Origin of the sequence: Phaeodactylibacter sp. (assembly GCF_022763345.1) — a bacterium.
Taxonomy (GTDB): domain Bacteria; phylum Bacteroidota; class Bacteroidia; order Chitinophagales; family Saprospiraceae; genus Phaeodactylibacter.
The window spans coordinates 104,722-119,966 of sequence record NZ_JALEGS010000050.1 but is presented as its reverse complement, the minus strand read 5'-3'; the positions used below and the strand labels follow the sequence as shown (position 1 = coordinate 119,966).

11 protein-coding genes are annotated in these 15,245 nt (G+C 49.9%); 6 read left to right on the top strand and 5 right to left on the bottom strand.

Annotation, left to right across the window (positions count from 1 at the left end):
• Positions 1–67: 67 nt before the first annotated feature.
• Both MRY86_RS14150 and coaD read left to right on the top strand, forming a co-directional pair.
• Entirely contained in the window at positions 68–2,416 is a 2,349-nt protein-coding gene (locus tag MRY86_RS14150; protein WP_293569484.1) for a TonB-dependent receptor, read from the top strand.
• A gap of 445 nt (positions 2,417–2,861) precedes the next feature.
• Entirely contained in the window at positions 2,862–3,335 is a 474-nt protein-coding gene (gene coaD, locus MRY86_RS14145; protein WP_293569483.1) for a pantetheine-phosphate adenylyltransferase, read from the top strand.
• A 66-nt stretch (positions 3,336–3,401) separates the two neighbouring features.
• Here the strand turns inward: coaD and MRY86_RS14140 are convergent, their stop codons facing one another.
• Entirely contained in the window at positions 3,402–3,746 is a 345-nt protein-coding gene (locus MRY86_RS14140) for a hypothetical protein (RefSeq protein WP_293569481.1), read from the bottom strand.
• A gap of 30 nt (positions 3,747–3,776) precedes the next feature.
• The gene (locus MRY86_RS14135; protein WP_293569479.1) at positions 3,777–4,529 is read right to left on the bottom strand and encodes a 3'-5' exonuclease; all 753 of its coding nucleotides are present in this window, start codon (positions 4,527–4,529) and stop codon (positions 3,777–3,779) included.
• 211 nt (positions 4,530–4,740) lie between these two features.
• Between MRY86_RS14135 and MRY86_RS14130 the strand changes: the two genes are divergently transcribed.
• On the top strand, positions 4,741–5,808 hold the full coding sequence (locus MRY86_RS14130) for a beta-ketoacyl-ACP synthase III (RefSeq protein WP_293569477.1): 1,068 nt from the start codon (positions 4,741–4,743) through the stop codon (positions 5,806–5,808).
• Positions 5,809–6,092: 284 nt separating this feature from the next.
• Positions 6,093–6,653 (top strand): DUF6794 domain-containing protein, encoded by a 561-nt coding sequence (locus MRY86_RS14125; protein WP_293571572.1) that lies wholly within the window; start codon positions 6,093–6,095, stop codon positions 6,651–6,653.
• Positions 6,654–6,662: 9 nt separating this feature from the next.
• Here the strand turns inward: MRY86_RS14125 and MRY86_RS14120 are convergent, their stop codons facing one another.
• Entirely contained in the window at positions 6,663–9,107 is a 2,445-nt protein-coding gene (locus MRY86_RS14120; protein ID WP_293569473.1) for an alpha/beta fold hydrolase, read from the bottom strand.
• 321 nt (positions 9,108–9,428) lie between these two features.
• On the opposite strand from MRY86_RS14120, the gene phbB reads away from it, so the two are divergent.
• Positions 9,429–10,175, top strand: coding sequence for an acetoacetyl-CoA reductase (gene phbB / locus MRY86_RS14115; RefSeq protein WP_293569471.1), 747 nt, complete (start codon positions 9,429–9,431; stop codon positions 10,173–10,175).
• Between the two features lie 147 nt (positions 10,176–10,322).
• Here the strand turns inward: phbB and MRY86_RS14110 are convergent, their stop codons facing one another.
• Both MRY86_RS14110 and MRY86_RS14105 read right to left on the bottom strand, forming a co-directional pair.
• Entirely contained in the window at positions 10,323–13,511 is a 3,189-nt protein-coding gene (locus MRY86_RS14110; protein WP_293569469.1) for a two-component regulator propeller domain-containing protein, read from the bottom strand.
• Between the two features lie 99 nt (positions 13,512–13,610).
• A complete protein-coding gene (locus MRY86_RS14105; RefSeq protein WP_293569468.1) occupies positions 13,611–14,255 on the bottom strand; it encodes a response regulator transcription factor in 645 nt (214 codons plus the stop codon).
• 259 nt (positions 14,256–14,514) lie between these two features.
• Between MRY86_RS14105 and MRY86_RS14100 the strand changes: the two genes are divergently transcribed.
• A complete protein-coding gene (locus MRY86_RS14100; RefSeq protein WP_293571570.1) occupies positions 14,515–15,243 on the top strand; it encodes a DUF2490 domain-containing protein in 729 nt (242 codons plus the stop codon).
• Positions 15,244–15,245 lie beyond the last annotated feature (2 nt).

Sequence of the window (15,245 nt, the reverse complement as noted above, 5' to 3'; positions counted from 1 at the left end):
GACAAAGGGAGGTGTTTTTCCAACATTTTTTATGGGCATAGGTTATTACCGGTACAAATACTGAAGCATGAGCCTATCACTGCAGGTGCAACGCGCACTCGCTTTCGTTTTTCTCTTTTTTGCTTTTTCTGCCGCTGCACAGGAAAAATACGTGCTAAGCGGCTACGTGAAAGATGCAGCCACCGGTGAAACGCTGATTGGCGCGGCGGTTGCGGTGGCCGATTCAGCAGGGCTGGGTACGGTCACCAATGCCTATGGTTTTTACTCTTTAGAATTACCGGCAGGCACGCACCGGCTGCGCTTTTCCTACGTGGGCTACGCAGGGGAGGAGGCAACGGTAACCCTCAATGAAGCGAAGCGCCTGAATGTGGAGCTGACTGAAGAAAGTGTGGAGCTGCAGGAGGTCGTCGTCAAAGCTCGTCCGGATGACGCCAATGTCAAAAGTACCGAAATGGGTACGGTGGGCTTGCAGATGGACAATGTGAAAAAGCTGCCGGCGCTTATGGGCGAAGTGGATGTGCTGAAGACCATTCAATTGTTGCCCGGCGTGCTGTCGGCAGGGGAGGGGAATGCGGGGTTCTACGTCCGGGGTGGCGGGCCGGATCAAAACCTGGTCCTGCTGGATGAGGCTGTGGTCTACAATCCAGGGCATTTACTGGGCTTCTTTTCAGTATTCAATGCGGATGCCATCAAGAATACCACGCTGATCAAAGGGGGCATGCCCGCACAGTACGGTGGCCGGCTTTCCTCGGTGGTCGATATACAAATGAAAGAAGGCAATGACCGGGAATATGCTATGGAAGGTGGCATCGGACTTGTGGCTTCCCGGGTGACCTTCGAAGGTCCGATCGTGGAGGAGCGCAGCAGCTTTATCGTCTCTGCCCGGCGGACCTACGCTCTTGATCTGGCTCAGCCTTTCCTTAACAATACTTCCTTTGCAGGGACCAACTATTATTTTTACGACCTCAATGCCAAAGCTAATTATCGGTTTAGCGATGAGGACCGGCTGTATTTCAGCACCTACTTTGGCAGAGACGTGCTGCAGTTCCGGAGCAATGCCCGTGACTTCAATTTCGATATGCCCTATGGCAATGCAACGGCCACCTTGCGCTGGAACCACCTGTTTAGCGATAAGCTGTTTATGAATGTTTCTGCCATCTACAATGACTACGACTTCGGCTTTAGCGGCGGGCAGGGCGACTTTAGGATAGGGCTGGAATCCGGTGTGCGCGACTGGAATGGAAAGGTGGACTTTGAATACTTTCCAAACCCTAAACATCATCTGAGGTTCGGCGCGAACTACACCTACCACCGGCTGACCCCAAGCCTGGCTACGGCAACGAACGGAGAGGAAGTTTTTGGCAATGAAGGAGAAATCCGCTATGCTCATGAAAGTGCGGTCTACCTTGCAGACGAAATGAAAATCGGATCAGGTATTCGCCTGAATGCCGGTCTCCGTGTTTCTGCCTTTACGCAACTTGGCCCTTACACCTCAAAACAAGACAGCACCGAGTATGCTGCCGGGGAGCCGGTGAAGACTTACATAGGGGTGGAGCCCCGGCTGGCGGCTACCTTTTACCTCAATGCTGTATCGTCCCTAAAGGCTGGGGTAACGGTGGCGAATCAGTACCTGCATTTGGTCAGCAACTCCACAAGTACTTTGCCCACTGATATTTGGATGCCCAGCTCGGAAATTATCAAGCCTCAAATTGGCGTACAGTACGCGTTGGGGTATTTCCGCAATTTCGAGGACAACCGCTACGAAGCATCCGTGGAAATTTACTACCGCGACTTGTACAACCAGATTGACTTCCGGGAAAACTACGTGGATGATGTCGCCAATGATCTGGAAGAGGAATTCGTGTTTGGGCAGGGCAGGGCCTATGGGCTGGAGCTTTTCCTGCAAAAAAAGAAGGGGCGCTTTACAGGGTGGATTGGCTATACCTTGTCGCGCACCGAGCGCATCTTCCCGGATATCAACAACGGCAACCCTTATCCGGCGATCTACGACCGGCGGCATGACCTTTCGGTGGTGGCGAATTACACCCTCAGTAAAAAGTGGGAATTTGGTGGGGCATTCATCTTCGGTACGGGCAATGCCTACACCCCGGTGCAACGGTTGTACTTCATCGATCAGTTTCCGGTGCAGGAGTATGGCCCGCGCAACAGTGCCCGCCTGCAGGACTACCATCGCGTGGATTTCTCGGCGACTTACACCCCTAAGCCAGACTCCAAAGCTCGATTCCGGTCCAGCTGGAACTTCTCGGTTTACAATGCCTACAGCCGGCAGAATCCATTTTTCATTTACTACGATTTTGAGTCGGACCCTAATGCTGGTACTGCAGCAGCACGTGCCTACCAGGTTTCGCTTTTTCCGGTGATTCCCTCGGTAACGTGGAATTTTTCCTGGCGGTAGAGGGCTGGCATACTGAAGCCGCTGATCTGACTGAAACCACTGATCTTTGCAACCCAGTGCCGCCCCACAAACATGCTCCGCTCTTATGCCCCTGCTCGAAATCAGTGAAAATCTGCGCAATCCGTCTAATCTGTGTTCCCTCGCGCCACACATGACACTGGTACACTGATGACACTGATCAAACTGATCTCACTGATCTGCTGTACTGGTCCCGCCCCGCTGGAGGGCCATCCCAGGAATCCGTGCAAATCCGCGCAATCCGTCCAATCAGTGTTCCAACTCCCCACGCACGGCAATAGTACACTGATGACGCTGATCTATCCCACCAAGGCTTGCCTCACTGAAGCGCCCTTTAAAAATCAACCAAACTCCCATCCCCGATACCCAATCCGCCCGATTTTTCTATTTTTGTACCCAACCACGAAAAGCCACCAAGCTCAACTACATGTCTAACATCGCCATTTTTCCAGGTTCCTTCGACCCCATCACCATTGGTCATGTTGACCTTATTAAGCGGGCCCTGCCGCTTTACGATAAAATCATTGTCGCTATCGGCGTCAACAGCCAGAAAAAGTACCTTTTTTCTCTGGAGGAAAGGCTGGAGTGGCTCCGGAAAGTCTTTGCAGATGAGCCCAAGGTGGAAGTCGGGCATTTCTCCGGCCTCACGGCGCACTACGCCCGGCAGATTGGTGCGCGGTACCTGCTGCGGGGTTTGCGTAATGCCTCTGATTTTGATTACGAAAAGACGATTTCCCAACTGAATAACATCGTCGGCGAAGGGATAGAAACTATTTTTCTGATCAGCCAGCCGGCTTACTCCCATATTAGCTCCACAATCGTACGGGAAATTATTATTGGCGGGGGAGATGCAACGCCCTTCGTGCCCGAGGCGCTGCGGGAGCGCTTTAAGTCTACTTGAGCTCTTTACGGGCGATGAGTGGGGTTTTGGGATTGACAATCATTTTCTCCTCGCGGGGTAAAAGCACTACATCCATATCCTCCAGGGGGATTTGGCCCAGTAAAGGTTTATTGTCTCCAGGCAGCAAGACCGCTCTGGTGGTTGTAGCCCGGTTTTCAAATTGGATATCAATGGGCCCATGATTGGATACTTTTCCTGTTGCCCATTCGCCAATTCGAAGACTTGTTCATCAATAATCGGTAAGCCAAGCTGTTCTTTGATGGTTTCATTAATAGCGAGGTGGTACGCGCCACTATCGACCAAAATGCTAAGCTCAAGGCTTCTGATATCCGCTCTGTCCATTGCTTTGGCATCTGCCAGAACGACATCCCGGGTGTTAATAAGCCTTATTGTTGCATAAATTTTTCTCATAGCACAAATTGCAGAAGACTTCCAAAACAATCAATCCTCCCCGTCCACGTGCACGACCTGATCCTCTTCCAGCAGTGGCATGAGCTTGTAACGGAGGTAGAGCTGAGTGGTTGCCAGGACATCCTTCTCACAGTAAAAGGAAATACGCCGCAGGTCCTTGTCTTCCCAGTACACCCGGCCTACCTGTGAGCCATCGATGTCATCTTTGGGAGATGGGAAGCCCAGCACACCTGCCAGCAATTTCAGAGAGGTGAAGTTCTTACGGTCGCCGAAAGACCACATGTCCATGGTGTCAATGATGTGCTTGGTTTCCCAGGGTTTCTTGCCTGATAAATCAAACGGAGCAGGCAGAGGCAAGCGGTTGATGATGAGCCGACGGCAGATGTAGGGGATGTCAAACTCTTTGGCGTTGTGCCCGCAGAAGCCGAATTTATTGGGATCGTTGTAGTATTTGAAGACCATCTGTGAGAACCCCTGCAGGAGCTCGGCTTCATTTTCACTGGCAAAGGACTTGAGCCGGATTTTGAGTTTTTTTTCTGCTTTGTCGCGGTGGACGACACCTACTGAGATGCAAACGATTTTTCCAAACTCCGCAAAAATGCCGGCCTTTTCCGTGTAAGCTTCAGCTACCTCCTCTTCCGTTAACGGCTCGGTTTGGCCGCGCGCCAGCTGATTGGCTTTGATAGTCCAGAGTGCTTTGAGGTCGTCACCCAGGCTGTCGAAATTCGGTTTGCCGGAAACGGTTTCGATATCCAGGAAAAGAATGTTGGCTATATCAGGCATAGGAGATGCGGTTTTCGACAAAAATAAAATAAATACTGCTACCAAATCCTATTGGGAGCGATATGGGGGCATATCTGTTTGGCGATTTGTAATAAAATTTCGATTTTAACGCCCGCTTCTGAATAATTATTCAGCAGCGCATTGTCTACAAAATTATGATACAAGGTGGAGTAACCCAAAAGTGGGTGCCTGGCCTTTAAAACCAAAACTTATGCTTCGTTCAAAAATTGGGGGCATTGGTTCCTACGTGCCCGATAAAGTGGTAACCAATGACGATTTAACCAAAGTCATGGATACGAGTGATGAGTGGATTCAGGAACGGACCGGCATTAAAGAGCGCCGGTATGGCACTAAACACGAAGAAACCACGACCACGATGGGCGCCCGCGCCGCTGAGATTGCCATCGAACGGGCAGGGATCAGTAAGGAAGATATAGATTTTATCATTTTTGCCACCCTCAGCCCGGACTACTATTTCCCTGGCTGTGGCGTTTTGCTGCAACGCGAGTTGGGTATCACTAATACCGAGATTGGCGCGCTGGACATCCGGAATCAGTGCAGTGGGTTTGTGTACGGGTTATCCGTAGCGGACCAGTTTGTGAAGACAGGCATGTACAAAAACGTACTGCTGGTAGGCGCAGAAATGCACTCTATGGGCTTGGATTTTAGCACAGAGGGCCGTGGTGTGACCGTCATTTTTGGCGATGGTGCCGGTGCGGTTGTGCTACAACCCACCGAAGAGGAAGGTCAGGGGGTGCTACAGACCTGCCTGCACTCGGATGGTACCTATGCAGAAAAACTGGCGTTTATTAACCCTGGTTCCCACGGAGGTTATCACAAAAAGCATACCGGTGAGGAAGTTGATTACGGCTATTCCGATGCTGAATTTGGTGAGATTTTCCTAAACCAGCACATGCTCGACAACGATCAGATTTACCCGAATATGGAAGGGCAGTTCGTATTCAAAATGGCCGTACAGAAATTCCCTCAGGTCATCATGGAGGCCCTGGAAAAAGCGGGCCTGAAGAAAGAAGACATCAATATGCTCGTACCGCATCAGGCCAACCTTCGGATTAGCCAGTTCGTGCAGAAGCGTTTGGGGCTCAAGGATGAGCAAGTTTGGAATAACATTCAAAAATATGGCAACACCACTGCAGCCTCTGTGCCCATCGCGCTTTGCGAAGCATGGGAGTCCGGCGCTGTCAAGGATGGTGACCTGGTGTGCCTGGCTGCTTTTGGCAGTGGTTTCACCTGGGGCGCAGCCTTAATAAGGTGGTAAGCCCTGGCTCTAAGCGGCAGGAATACCCAAACGGGAGGTTTCACAACCATATGCTGGGCATTCCCTGCCAAATTTTGTAAGTTAGCTGCTCATCTTCTATTCACGGAAGTTGTATTAACTTTTTCATAGCACATTAATTTTGGTCCCCGTTCATTGCAGCGGGGATTTTTTGTTGGCTTCCCTGGCTTTTTATCTCTGCGGGGGGTGCAGGAATATTGTGGATAAGCTGTCTGTAAAAGACAATACGGAGAGCCCAAAAACAGTTTTCACTACCAAATCAACTAATGAGGAAAATGAAGGAAAAGGTGTTATTGTTCTGCCTGGGCTTTTTGCTGACCGGTGCGTCTGTACTACAGGCACAGGAGGAGCCGGTGGCCACGGAAGCCGAGTACGACAAAGCTTATGAGCGGCGCATTCAGCAGGAGTACCTTTACGGAGTATACATTCCCAAGGACCTGAGCGACGCTATCGTTCAACTGAATAAACTTGCGGACCAGGAGTCGCTCCAAAAGTTTCGCATGGCAGAGGAGGAGGAAGCCGTTCGCAAGCTACACTTTAGCCTCGGGCGGTGGATTATCCACAACTGGGGCTTTTACGGGGGCTCCCGTCTTTCGGTGGCCCTCAAAGACATGGGCCTGCACCATCCTGATGACATGGCGCGGCTCATCATCCGATCTATGCACCGAAGCTTGAATAAAAAACCAATAGAAGTAAAAGCACAGGTCACCGCTTTACAGGAAGCCCGGGAAGCAGAGCGGAAAAAACGAATGGAATCCGCAGAAATCCTATACGAAGAAAAACGGCAGCTGAATCGGGATTCAGTGGAGCTTCGTAAACAACGATAGTCTTAGCGCTTATTTGAGAAAGGCCCGGATGTGCGCCACTACCTCATCCGCACATTCCCACTGAATGAAGTGCCCGCACTTAGACACAAAGAAAAGCCTGGCGTTGGGGAGTTGGGCGGCTCCCTCCCGGGCCACCTTTTCAGTGGTAAGGCCTGGGTTAATCATTTTGTTGGGAATAAGGGCATCTTCTTTTCCATATAAGATTAAGGTGGGGAGCTCCAAGTCCGGGAGGCGGTCGAAAACCGGGTGGTCAAGCATGCCGAGGACACACCTGGGGATCATATTGCAATACTGGTCGTAAGCTTCCGGGTCGGCTCTTAGTGCCATTCGTTCATCGATCATGAACTGCGCATCGGCCGGAAACTGATGGAAATTGGCGTGGAAATTACGCTCAATCTGATTTACAGGGGTAGCGCGCAACAAAGCCGGCTTGTAGAAGGCCCGCAGCCATTCCCGTGCCGCCGAGTTGAAACGCTCAAAACCGGCCGGGGCCAGCAAAATGAGCTTTGAAAAATGCTCCTGAGCCTGTAGTGTTGTGAAAATGCTGGTTTGGCCGCCCATGGAATGCCCGATCAGGACCGGCTGCCGGAGCTTCAGCGCCTCCTTGAACTGCAAAAGGGTTTCGGCAAAGAATGGAATATCAAAAGGATAGTCGCCTTTGTCAGACAGCCCGTACCCTGGCAGGTCGAGCGCAATGCAGCGATAATCAGCTGACAGCTGCGGAATAACCTTGTCCCAGGCTTTCAAATTGCTGCCCAGCCCATGCACCATCAGCAAGGTTGTACGCCCTTTTCCCCGGTCCGTGTAGTGAACCTTTGTACCGTTGGGCAAGTCTGCAAATCGGTGCCATTCTGAAGCTTGTGCCGAAGCCATTCCTGATGAGGTTGCGGATGAAATGGGGGAGGGCGAAACTACACTTTGTTGCGGACTTTTCGGGTGTACAGCCGCTTTTTTACCTGCTTTTGGCCGCAGCCAGAGGTATACCAATCCGCCAACGAGCAGTGAAGCCAGTATAGCAAAGGTCACGGCTACCGCTGGATTTCGAACTTCGGCCTGCATATACCAGCCAATGCGCCCGTAGTAGACGCCAAAGTGGACGAGTACAGCGGTCAGGCTCGCTGCTACCGGTGCCTGACGGGGGACTTCCTTCAGGAAAATGCCCATCAATACAGGTACAAAAGCCGCAGAGAAATAGGCATAGACCCCATTCTGAGCAAAAATACCCACACTCAGGCTTGGGTTGATCAGCTGCTCATAGGAAAGGCCTATAGAAACAGCAGCAAGGGCCACAATGACTATTTTATTGATAGCAACAAGCCGCTTTGCTTTGGCATGCCCTGCACCCAGCTTATGGCCGAGCACCGGGTCAATAATATCTGACGTTATGGTTGAAGATAAAGACTGAATAAGGCCTTCCAGCGTTGAGAGACCGGCAGAAATTAGCCCAAGGATGACTACCAGCCCCACCATTACAGGAAATTCCGTAACCACGTAGGTCGGGATGATACCATCCATGCTGATGGGTGCTCCATCGGCGGTAAGGTCCGGAAAACGAAGGCGGGCGTAGAGCCCGGCCAGTACAACCGAAAAAAACAAAGTCTCCACCAAGATGCCGGTGAGCAGGTACCGGTTGACATCGCGCTCGTCTTTGAGCAGTAGTGATTTTGTGATGATATGAGGTTGGCATACGATAGCAATACCAACAATCAGGGAGCAAAAAACAATCTCAAAGTAGTCCCGGAACAGAAAACTCTCCGGATTGACCGGCGACGCCAACAGTGGGTCTACCGCAGCAAGCTTATCCAGGAATCCTTTGACCCCATCGCTGAAGTGCTCATACCCGGACCCTAGTAGGATAAAGGCCACGATCGTCATCAGGACTGCCTGAATGGTATTGGTGTAGACCATAGAGTTGGCCCCGCCAAACATCATGTATCCAAAGACAAACACGACCAGCCCGATGAGGACGTATAGCTCTTCCGCATTCAGGGCTTTGGCCAGAACTTTGGTCAGGCCAACACAAATCAACACAATAAAGGTGATGAGCAACAGCGACAGGAACCCGAAAAACAGGGCATATTGCTTACTGCCATAGCGCTTGCCGATCCACTGCGCCATAGTGAGCGCTTTTACCGTAGCGCCGTGCTTACGGAAGCTTTTGGTGAGCACAATGAGCGAGAGGTAAATGCCGATGGGCATCACCAGTCCAAATGCCAGCAGTCCACTCAGGCCATACAAGGCAATAAAACCGGGGTTGATAATAAAGGTTGCAGCGCTTGTCATCGAAGCGGCGAGGGACAGCCCGACGACCACGGGGGAAAACTGAATTGAGCCAAGGGCATAGTCTGCTATTGAGGCCGTCTGCATTGCGCCGCGGATGACAAAGAATAGAATAGCTGCGCCGTAGAGGGCGAGCAGGCCTGCGGTGGCCCATACTAGTTCCTGTGAAGCCATTTATTGAGTGCTAATTTTCTTTGATGAAAATAGCAGAAAACCAATGAAAAGCAGGTCAGTTCCTGGTTTTATAATTAAAAATACGGGGTGGACTTAAGTATGTTTATTAGAAACTTTGAGTGATGCCATCGTGGATGAGCACTGCATAAGCTAGTGTATGCAATGGTTTTGCAGGAAGAGCTTTTTGCATAGTGATGGGGTTGACCAATTGGCAGGATGATGAAAATCAGCAGCAAACGACTTTTAAAAAGATATAGATATCTATATATTTGTATTCGAAAAAGAAAGCGTAAAACCTTTACACCAAAAATCTCAGGTATTATGACAACAGACAAGAAGAATATTGCATTGGTAACTGGAGCCACAGGCGGGCTGGGTACCGACATGGTCAAGCAGTTAATGGACGACGGTTACGTTGTAGCAGCCAATTACCGAAGCCCCAATAAAGCGGAAGTATGGAAGGCAGAAATGGAAGCAGCAGGCTATAAGCCCCAACTGTTTCAGGCGGATGTCTCTGATTTTGCACAGGTTGGCAATATGATAGAGCAAATTGAGGCAGAACTGGGCACCGTTGACATTCTGGTCAATAATGCCGGTATTACCCGGGACGGAGCCTTTAAAAAGATGAGCCCTGAAAACTGGGATGCAGTTATGAAAGCCAATTTGTACAGCGTCTTTAACTGCTGCAGGCACGTCATCAACCCTATGATTGAGCAGGGGTATGGCCGTATCATCAATATTTCTTCTGTGAACGGGCAACGCGCTCAGTTTGGGCAGTGCAACTACGCTGCAGCCAAGGCGGGCATGCATGGTTTTACGAAAACGTTGGCGATAGAAGTGGCCCGAAAAGGCGTAACGGTAAATACCATTTCTCCGGGTTATATTGCTACGGATATGGTCATGGCAGTGGATGAGTCGGTACGCGAAAAAATTGTCAAGGGCATCCCGATCGGCCGTCTTGGCGGTACTTATGAAATTGCCCACCTGGTCTCTTTTCTGGCATCAAAAGATGCCGCCTTTATCACAGGGGCCAATTACGCCATCAACGGTGGCCAGCACGTTTACTGATTTGAAAAGATTAATCCCCCTTATCCATTTTTGCGTCTGACAGCATTAGGCCATTGCTGCCTGCACTGTAGCGGCGGCTTTGTTTGACCTGATGTAGACGAAGCCAGTGGTTGGTTTGCGCTTACCACTGGCTTTTTGATTGGGGCATTAAGCGAATTTCTTGCACCGGATGCAGACTACAAATCCCCGATCTGATTCTGCCAGCTGCAAGGATGCTCCGATGCGCTCCGCCCGCATTCGGATATTAGATAACCCTTGCCCTGTTTTGGTGGAAGTGAGTCGCTCCTGGATCATTGTATTTGCTGCTCCAGGTATGTTCCCGGCCTGCCTGAGGCTTTCTTCCGAGGTACGTTGTTTTCGGATTTCCTTTCCGTTATCTTCTATATTCATCACAAAATCCTGTCCTTCGTTATGCAGATGGATTTGCACTTCTGTTGCCCAGGAATGCTTGCCGATGTTGTTGATGGCTTCCTTGAAAATAAAATAGAGGTTTTGCCTGAGGTCCACTTTAAGCCTGCTGTTGGCTTCAAGATGATCAACTTTAAAACGATAATCGATATGCTGTGGAGCCAGGATTTCTGCGGCATGTTCCTGCATTCTGGTCAAGAGGTCATCAAATTTGTCTCTCCGGGAGTCAATAGACCAGATGACATCACTCATTTTTGACATGGCGGTACGGCTGACTTCACCAATCCACTTTAGGTCTTTTTGGTTTTCATCATCCTGGGTTTTAAACTGCAGGATGTCTGTCCGCACAGCAATGCTGGCAAGCAGTCCGCTCACTTCATCGTGCAAATCGCTTGAAAGCTTGGTCCGCATGCGCTCCATCTCCAATCGGCGATTAAGCCGATACTGGAAAAACCAATACAGGAAAAGAAAAAATACTAGTGCACCAGAAATAATGGCAGCATAAGTTTTATACCACGGCGGATTGACGTGTATGGGGATCTTCAGTGCTTCGTTGCTCCAGTTGCCATTTGCATCAGCCCCTTTGACATGCAGCAGGTAATCACCGGCGGGCAAATTGTAATAATTGCTGGTGTTATCTCTACCTTGGTATATATAGCCTTTATCAATGCCTTCCAGCCACGTTTTAAACTGATTGCGGCGCGGAGTGGTATAGTTGGGCAAGGTATATTGAAAGGTGAATTGGGTATCGTCTGGGCCGATAACAAATGTTTGGTCTGTATTCAGGCTGCTAATCCTTCGGATCATGCTATCCTGATCGTTATTGTAACGAGAGAAGAAAGTGAGCACTGGAGTCGGAGTCTTGACTTCCCTTACCAGGTCTTCCGTTCTGAAAATATTCATGCCATTTACGCCACCCAGGTAAATATTGCCAAGGAGGTCGGTGTAGAAAGAATGCCGGTTAAATTCATCGTTGCTAAGCCCGTCCTCCTTATAAAAATTCCGGAAAGTCTGCTGGACCGGATCAAAGTAGGACAAGCCATTGTAGGTGCTGATCCAGTATTTGCCTTCAGGGGTGGGCACAAACCCGCAAACAATATTACTGGCCAGCGCATCCTGCTGGTTATAGTGCTTCCAATTATTGGTTTTGGGGTCAAAAATATTGAATCCATTGGTTGTTCCCAGCCATAACCGGCGCTGCTCGTCCTCATGAATGGCGTAGATGATGTTGCTCCCCAGTTGATTATCATTGCCTCTGCCGACCTGATAAGACCGCGTTTGCCGCGTATTCGGATTAATGGAGTAGAGCCCGTTTTCGGTGCCGATCCAGAGGGTACCGTCGTAGGCTTCCAAGATGTATCGGGGGGTGGCTTCACTTAGTGGGTTGCTGCTTTCCCAGTCATAGTATGCTTCGAATAGCTCGGCAGTTGGGTCGAAAGAAACGAGCAGGCCACTGGGGCTGTCCGGTTCGGCAATCAGCCAGATCGTCCCGCTTCTGGAGATGGTGAAAGCCGTGAATTTGTGGTCAAACAGATAGGTGCGCACCATACAGGTTGTGCGGTCATACCGGAGCAGCCGCCCGTTCCGCCCGTTGATGCAGGAAAGCCCCCAGATATAGCCATCATTACCAATCTCGATGTTCCGCCCGCAAGACAAGGTCACCTGTTCTCCGGTTTGCTCGTCAATCATTTGCAACGTGTCGAGTTCAAACGTTTGAGGATTGAAGCGGTACCAGGCGTCCACTTCCCGGGCAAAGTAGACCTCATCGGTACCATTGCCGGTAATCCCTCTCATGATCGCTCCCCGTTGGTCTGAGCCAATCCGGTCTGCCAATAGCTTTCGGATTTTGAATTGTTGGTTTTGAACGATCTTCAAGCCAGTGTCAATGCCGATTATAAGGTTCTCAAAGAAGTCGTCGCTAGCTGCGTTGACAATGTATAGGCTTGTGCTCAGCAAGTGACTAAAATCAAATTGCTTCCCATCAGGGCGAATACAGGTAAGGCCTTCCAGAGGGAAGCCACTACTGGTGTTTCCGGAATTGGCCAGGAGCAGATTCCCGCTTAAGTCTTCCCAGATTCGGGTGTAGCGCTTTTTTGTGGGAAGCTGGTCCGCATATTCCAGCCTTTGTTCATCAGGCAGGTAATGATACATTCCAAGCTGTCCCCTTAGCGCATACCATACTTTGCCATTGATATCTTGATGGAAGATAGCAGCAAGGCCAGGATAGGTGCCTCCTTCACCGGGCGCTTCAAGGTCTTCTTTTTGGATATGCGTCAGCAGATGCCCCTTCGCACTGAAATGGCGCAGGCCATTGTGGCTGTCGTTTAGCAAAAAAGTGCCATCCCGGAGTGGAAGCAGGGATAAATGGGGAATGTGTTCTTCCTGGTGAACGGGGATTTGGAATAACTCTGCAAATTTTTGTCCGTCCTCGTAGGCATAAATACTAAAGTGCGTATTGCTCAGCGAGATGGCGTAGATATTCCCGTTGGGATCTACCGCGATATCCCGTGGAGTTCCATGAATGTCATTGTCTGGCAGCAAGCGCACCGTGGTCCGTTCGTGTGTACTCGGATCAAGAAGGTCGAAAAGTGCGTAACTGCTGTAGAAAGTGATGACAAGCCGCCCTTCCCGGTCCAAAGAAAGTTCACGGATATTGGCATCTGATATTTTATAGGGGCTGGAAGGGGTATTGCTGAAGGTGACGAAGTCGTAGCCGTCAAATCGGTTCAATCCATTACTGGTACCGATCCAGATCATCCCATCTGGCGACTTTACGATCTCAGATATCATGCGGTCTGAGAGCCCGTCATTGAGGGAATAATACTCCTCGGGCAAGGTAGACTGGGCAATGAGACCGCTACCGGCGAAGTGCAAAACGCTCAACAATAAGATCGTGCATAAAGGTTTAAACCTGATTACAAGAAGCATTAAGCAAAACGTAGTTTATAATGTACTACATAATTCGTTAAATATAGTCAATAATATTGAATCGGAAGACGCTGAGCGGTGCAGGTTACTCAAAAGGTCTCAAATTTCACCATTCATGCGCTTTCGGATGACCTCTGCTTTACTGTTTACGTGCAGGCGTTTGTATATCTTTTTGATGTGGTCTCTCACCGTCTCGACTGAAATGCCAAGCTCCGCGCCGACCATTTTATAGCTCAGCCCACTCACCAAGCCATCTACAATTTGTAACTGACGGTCCGTTAATATCGGAGTGGCCTTGCTTTGTGACTGGCGTTGCGTAGCGAAGTGATCAATAACTTTGCGGGCAATGGAAGGCGACATAAAAGCCCCGCCGTTGGCAACGGTTTGTATGGCATCCCGGATGGTAGTCAGGGATTCCCGTTTGATGAGGTAGGAATCTGCCCCTGCCTGCAGCGCCCGGAAGATCTTATCGGGGTCTTCAAAGGAGGACCACATGATGATATCCACCGTTTGGTACCGCTCTTTAAGCAATGTTATCCCTTCGAGCCCGGACATGCCACCAGGAAGGCTGATATCCAATAATAAAATATCGAGTGGGGTTGCTGCGGCAACAGATTCTACGAAAGCCTCAACAGAAGCAGCACTGCCCTGTAATTCAAAGCCAGGGAGGTTGGAGAAAAACTGATCAATGTTTTTTCTCAGAATGGGTTCGTCTTCAATGATGCCCAGGTTAATGTTTTTCATACTATTTGTTTATGTTGGTTGTTCTGTCCCCGGGACTGTAGGCCTCTCAAAGATACGCAATATCAGATGATATCAATGCTCCTGTCAAAGATATACTAGCTCAGTTGGCTTCTTGCGGAGGACAATAATTGATACTGCCGTACAGTATTTTCGTTTGTCCTGTGAAGCAGTGCACAGAACTTCTCTTCCTCAATGCTCAATTTGCAGCTCAAACGCCTGATCCCATTCCGATAGCATTTTATAATTCAAATCTTCAAAAATGAACCTGAGGCGTACAATCTTTATGCTCTTCCTCTCAGGAGCTGCACTTACTGTTAATGCACAGAAAGACATCGCGGTGCAGTACAATACCTGGTACATGTATTTTGGCAACCACCGCCTGAGCGACAAGCTTGGCCTGCACACCGAGTACCAATGGCGGCGGCACGAATGGATCGAATCCTGGCAGCAATCCCTGATGCGGGTGGGGCTTGATTACTATGTGACGGAAAACAGTATGCTCACGTCAGGCTACGGCTGGATTGAAAGTTTTCCCTATGGAGAACAACCGATTGCTGCTACTTTTACAGAGCACCGTATCTGGCAACAGTGGGTGATAAATCAAAGGGTAAGGCGGCTCTATGTAAATCATCGCTATCGCCTGGAGCAGCGTTTTCTGGAACAGCCTGGAACGGATGATTACGTGTTCCGGCAGAGAGCCCGCTACCGGTTGATGACCATACTCCCCATTGGGCACCGTGACCTGACCGATCATTCTTTTTTCCTATCGGCGTATGCAGAGCCGTTTATTAGTTTTGGAAAAGGAGTAGGCGCAAATATCCTTGGTCAAAACCGCTTGTACCTGGCCCTGGGTTACCGGGTAAACCCGCAGGTGAACTTTCAGCTGGGCTATCTTAATCAGTACGTGATAAAGGCAGATGGAAAGCGGCACGAGCGGAATCATGACCTACAAATAGGCCTAACTTATAATCTTGACCTGCGCCGGTAAGA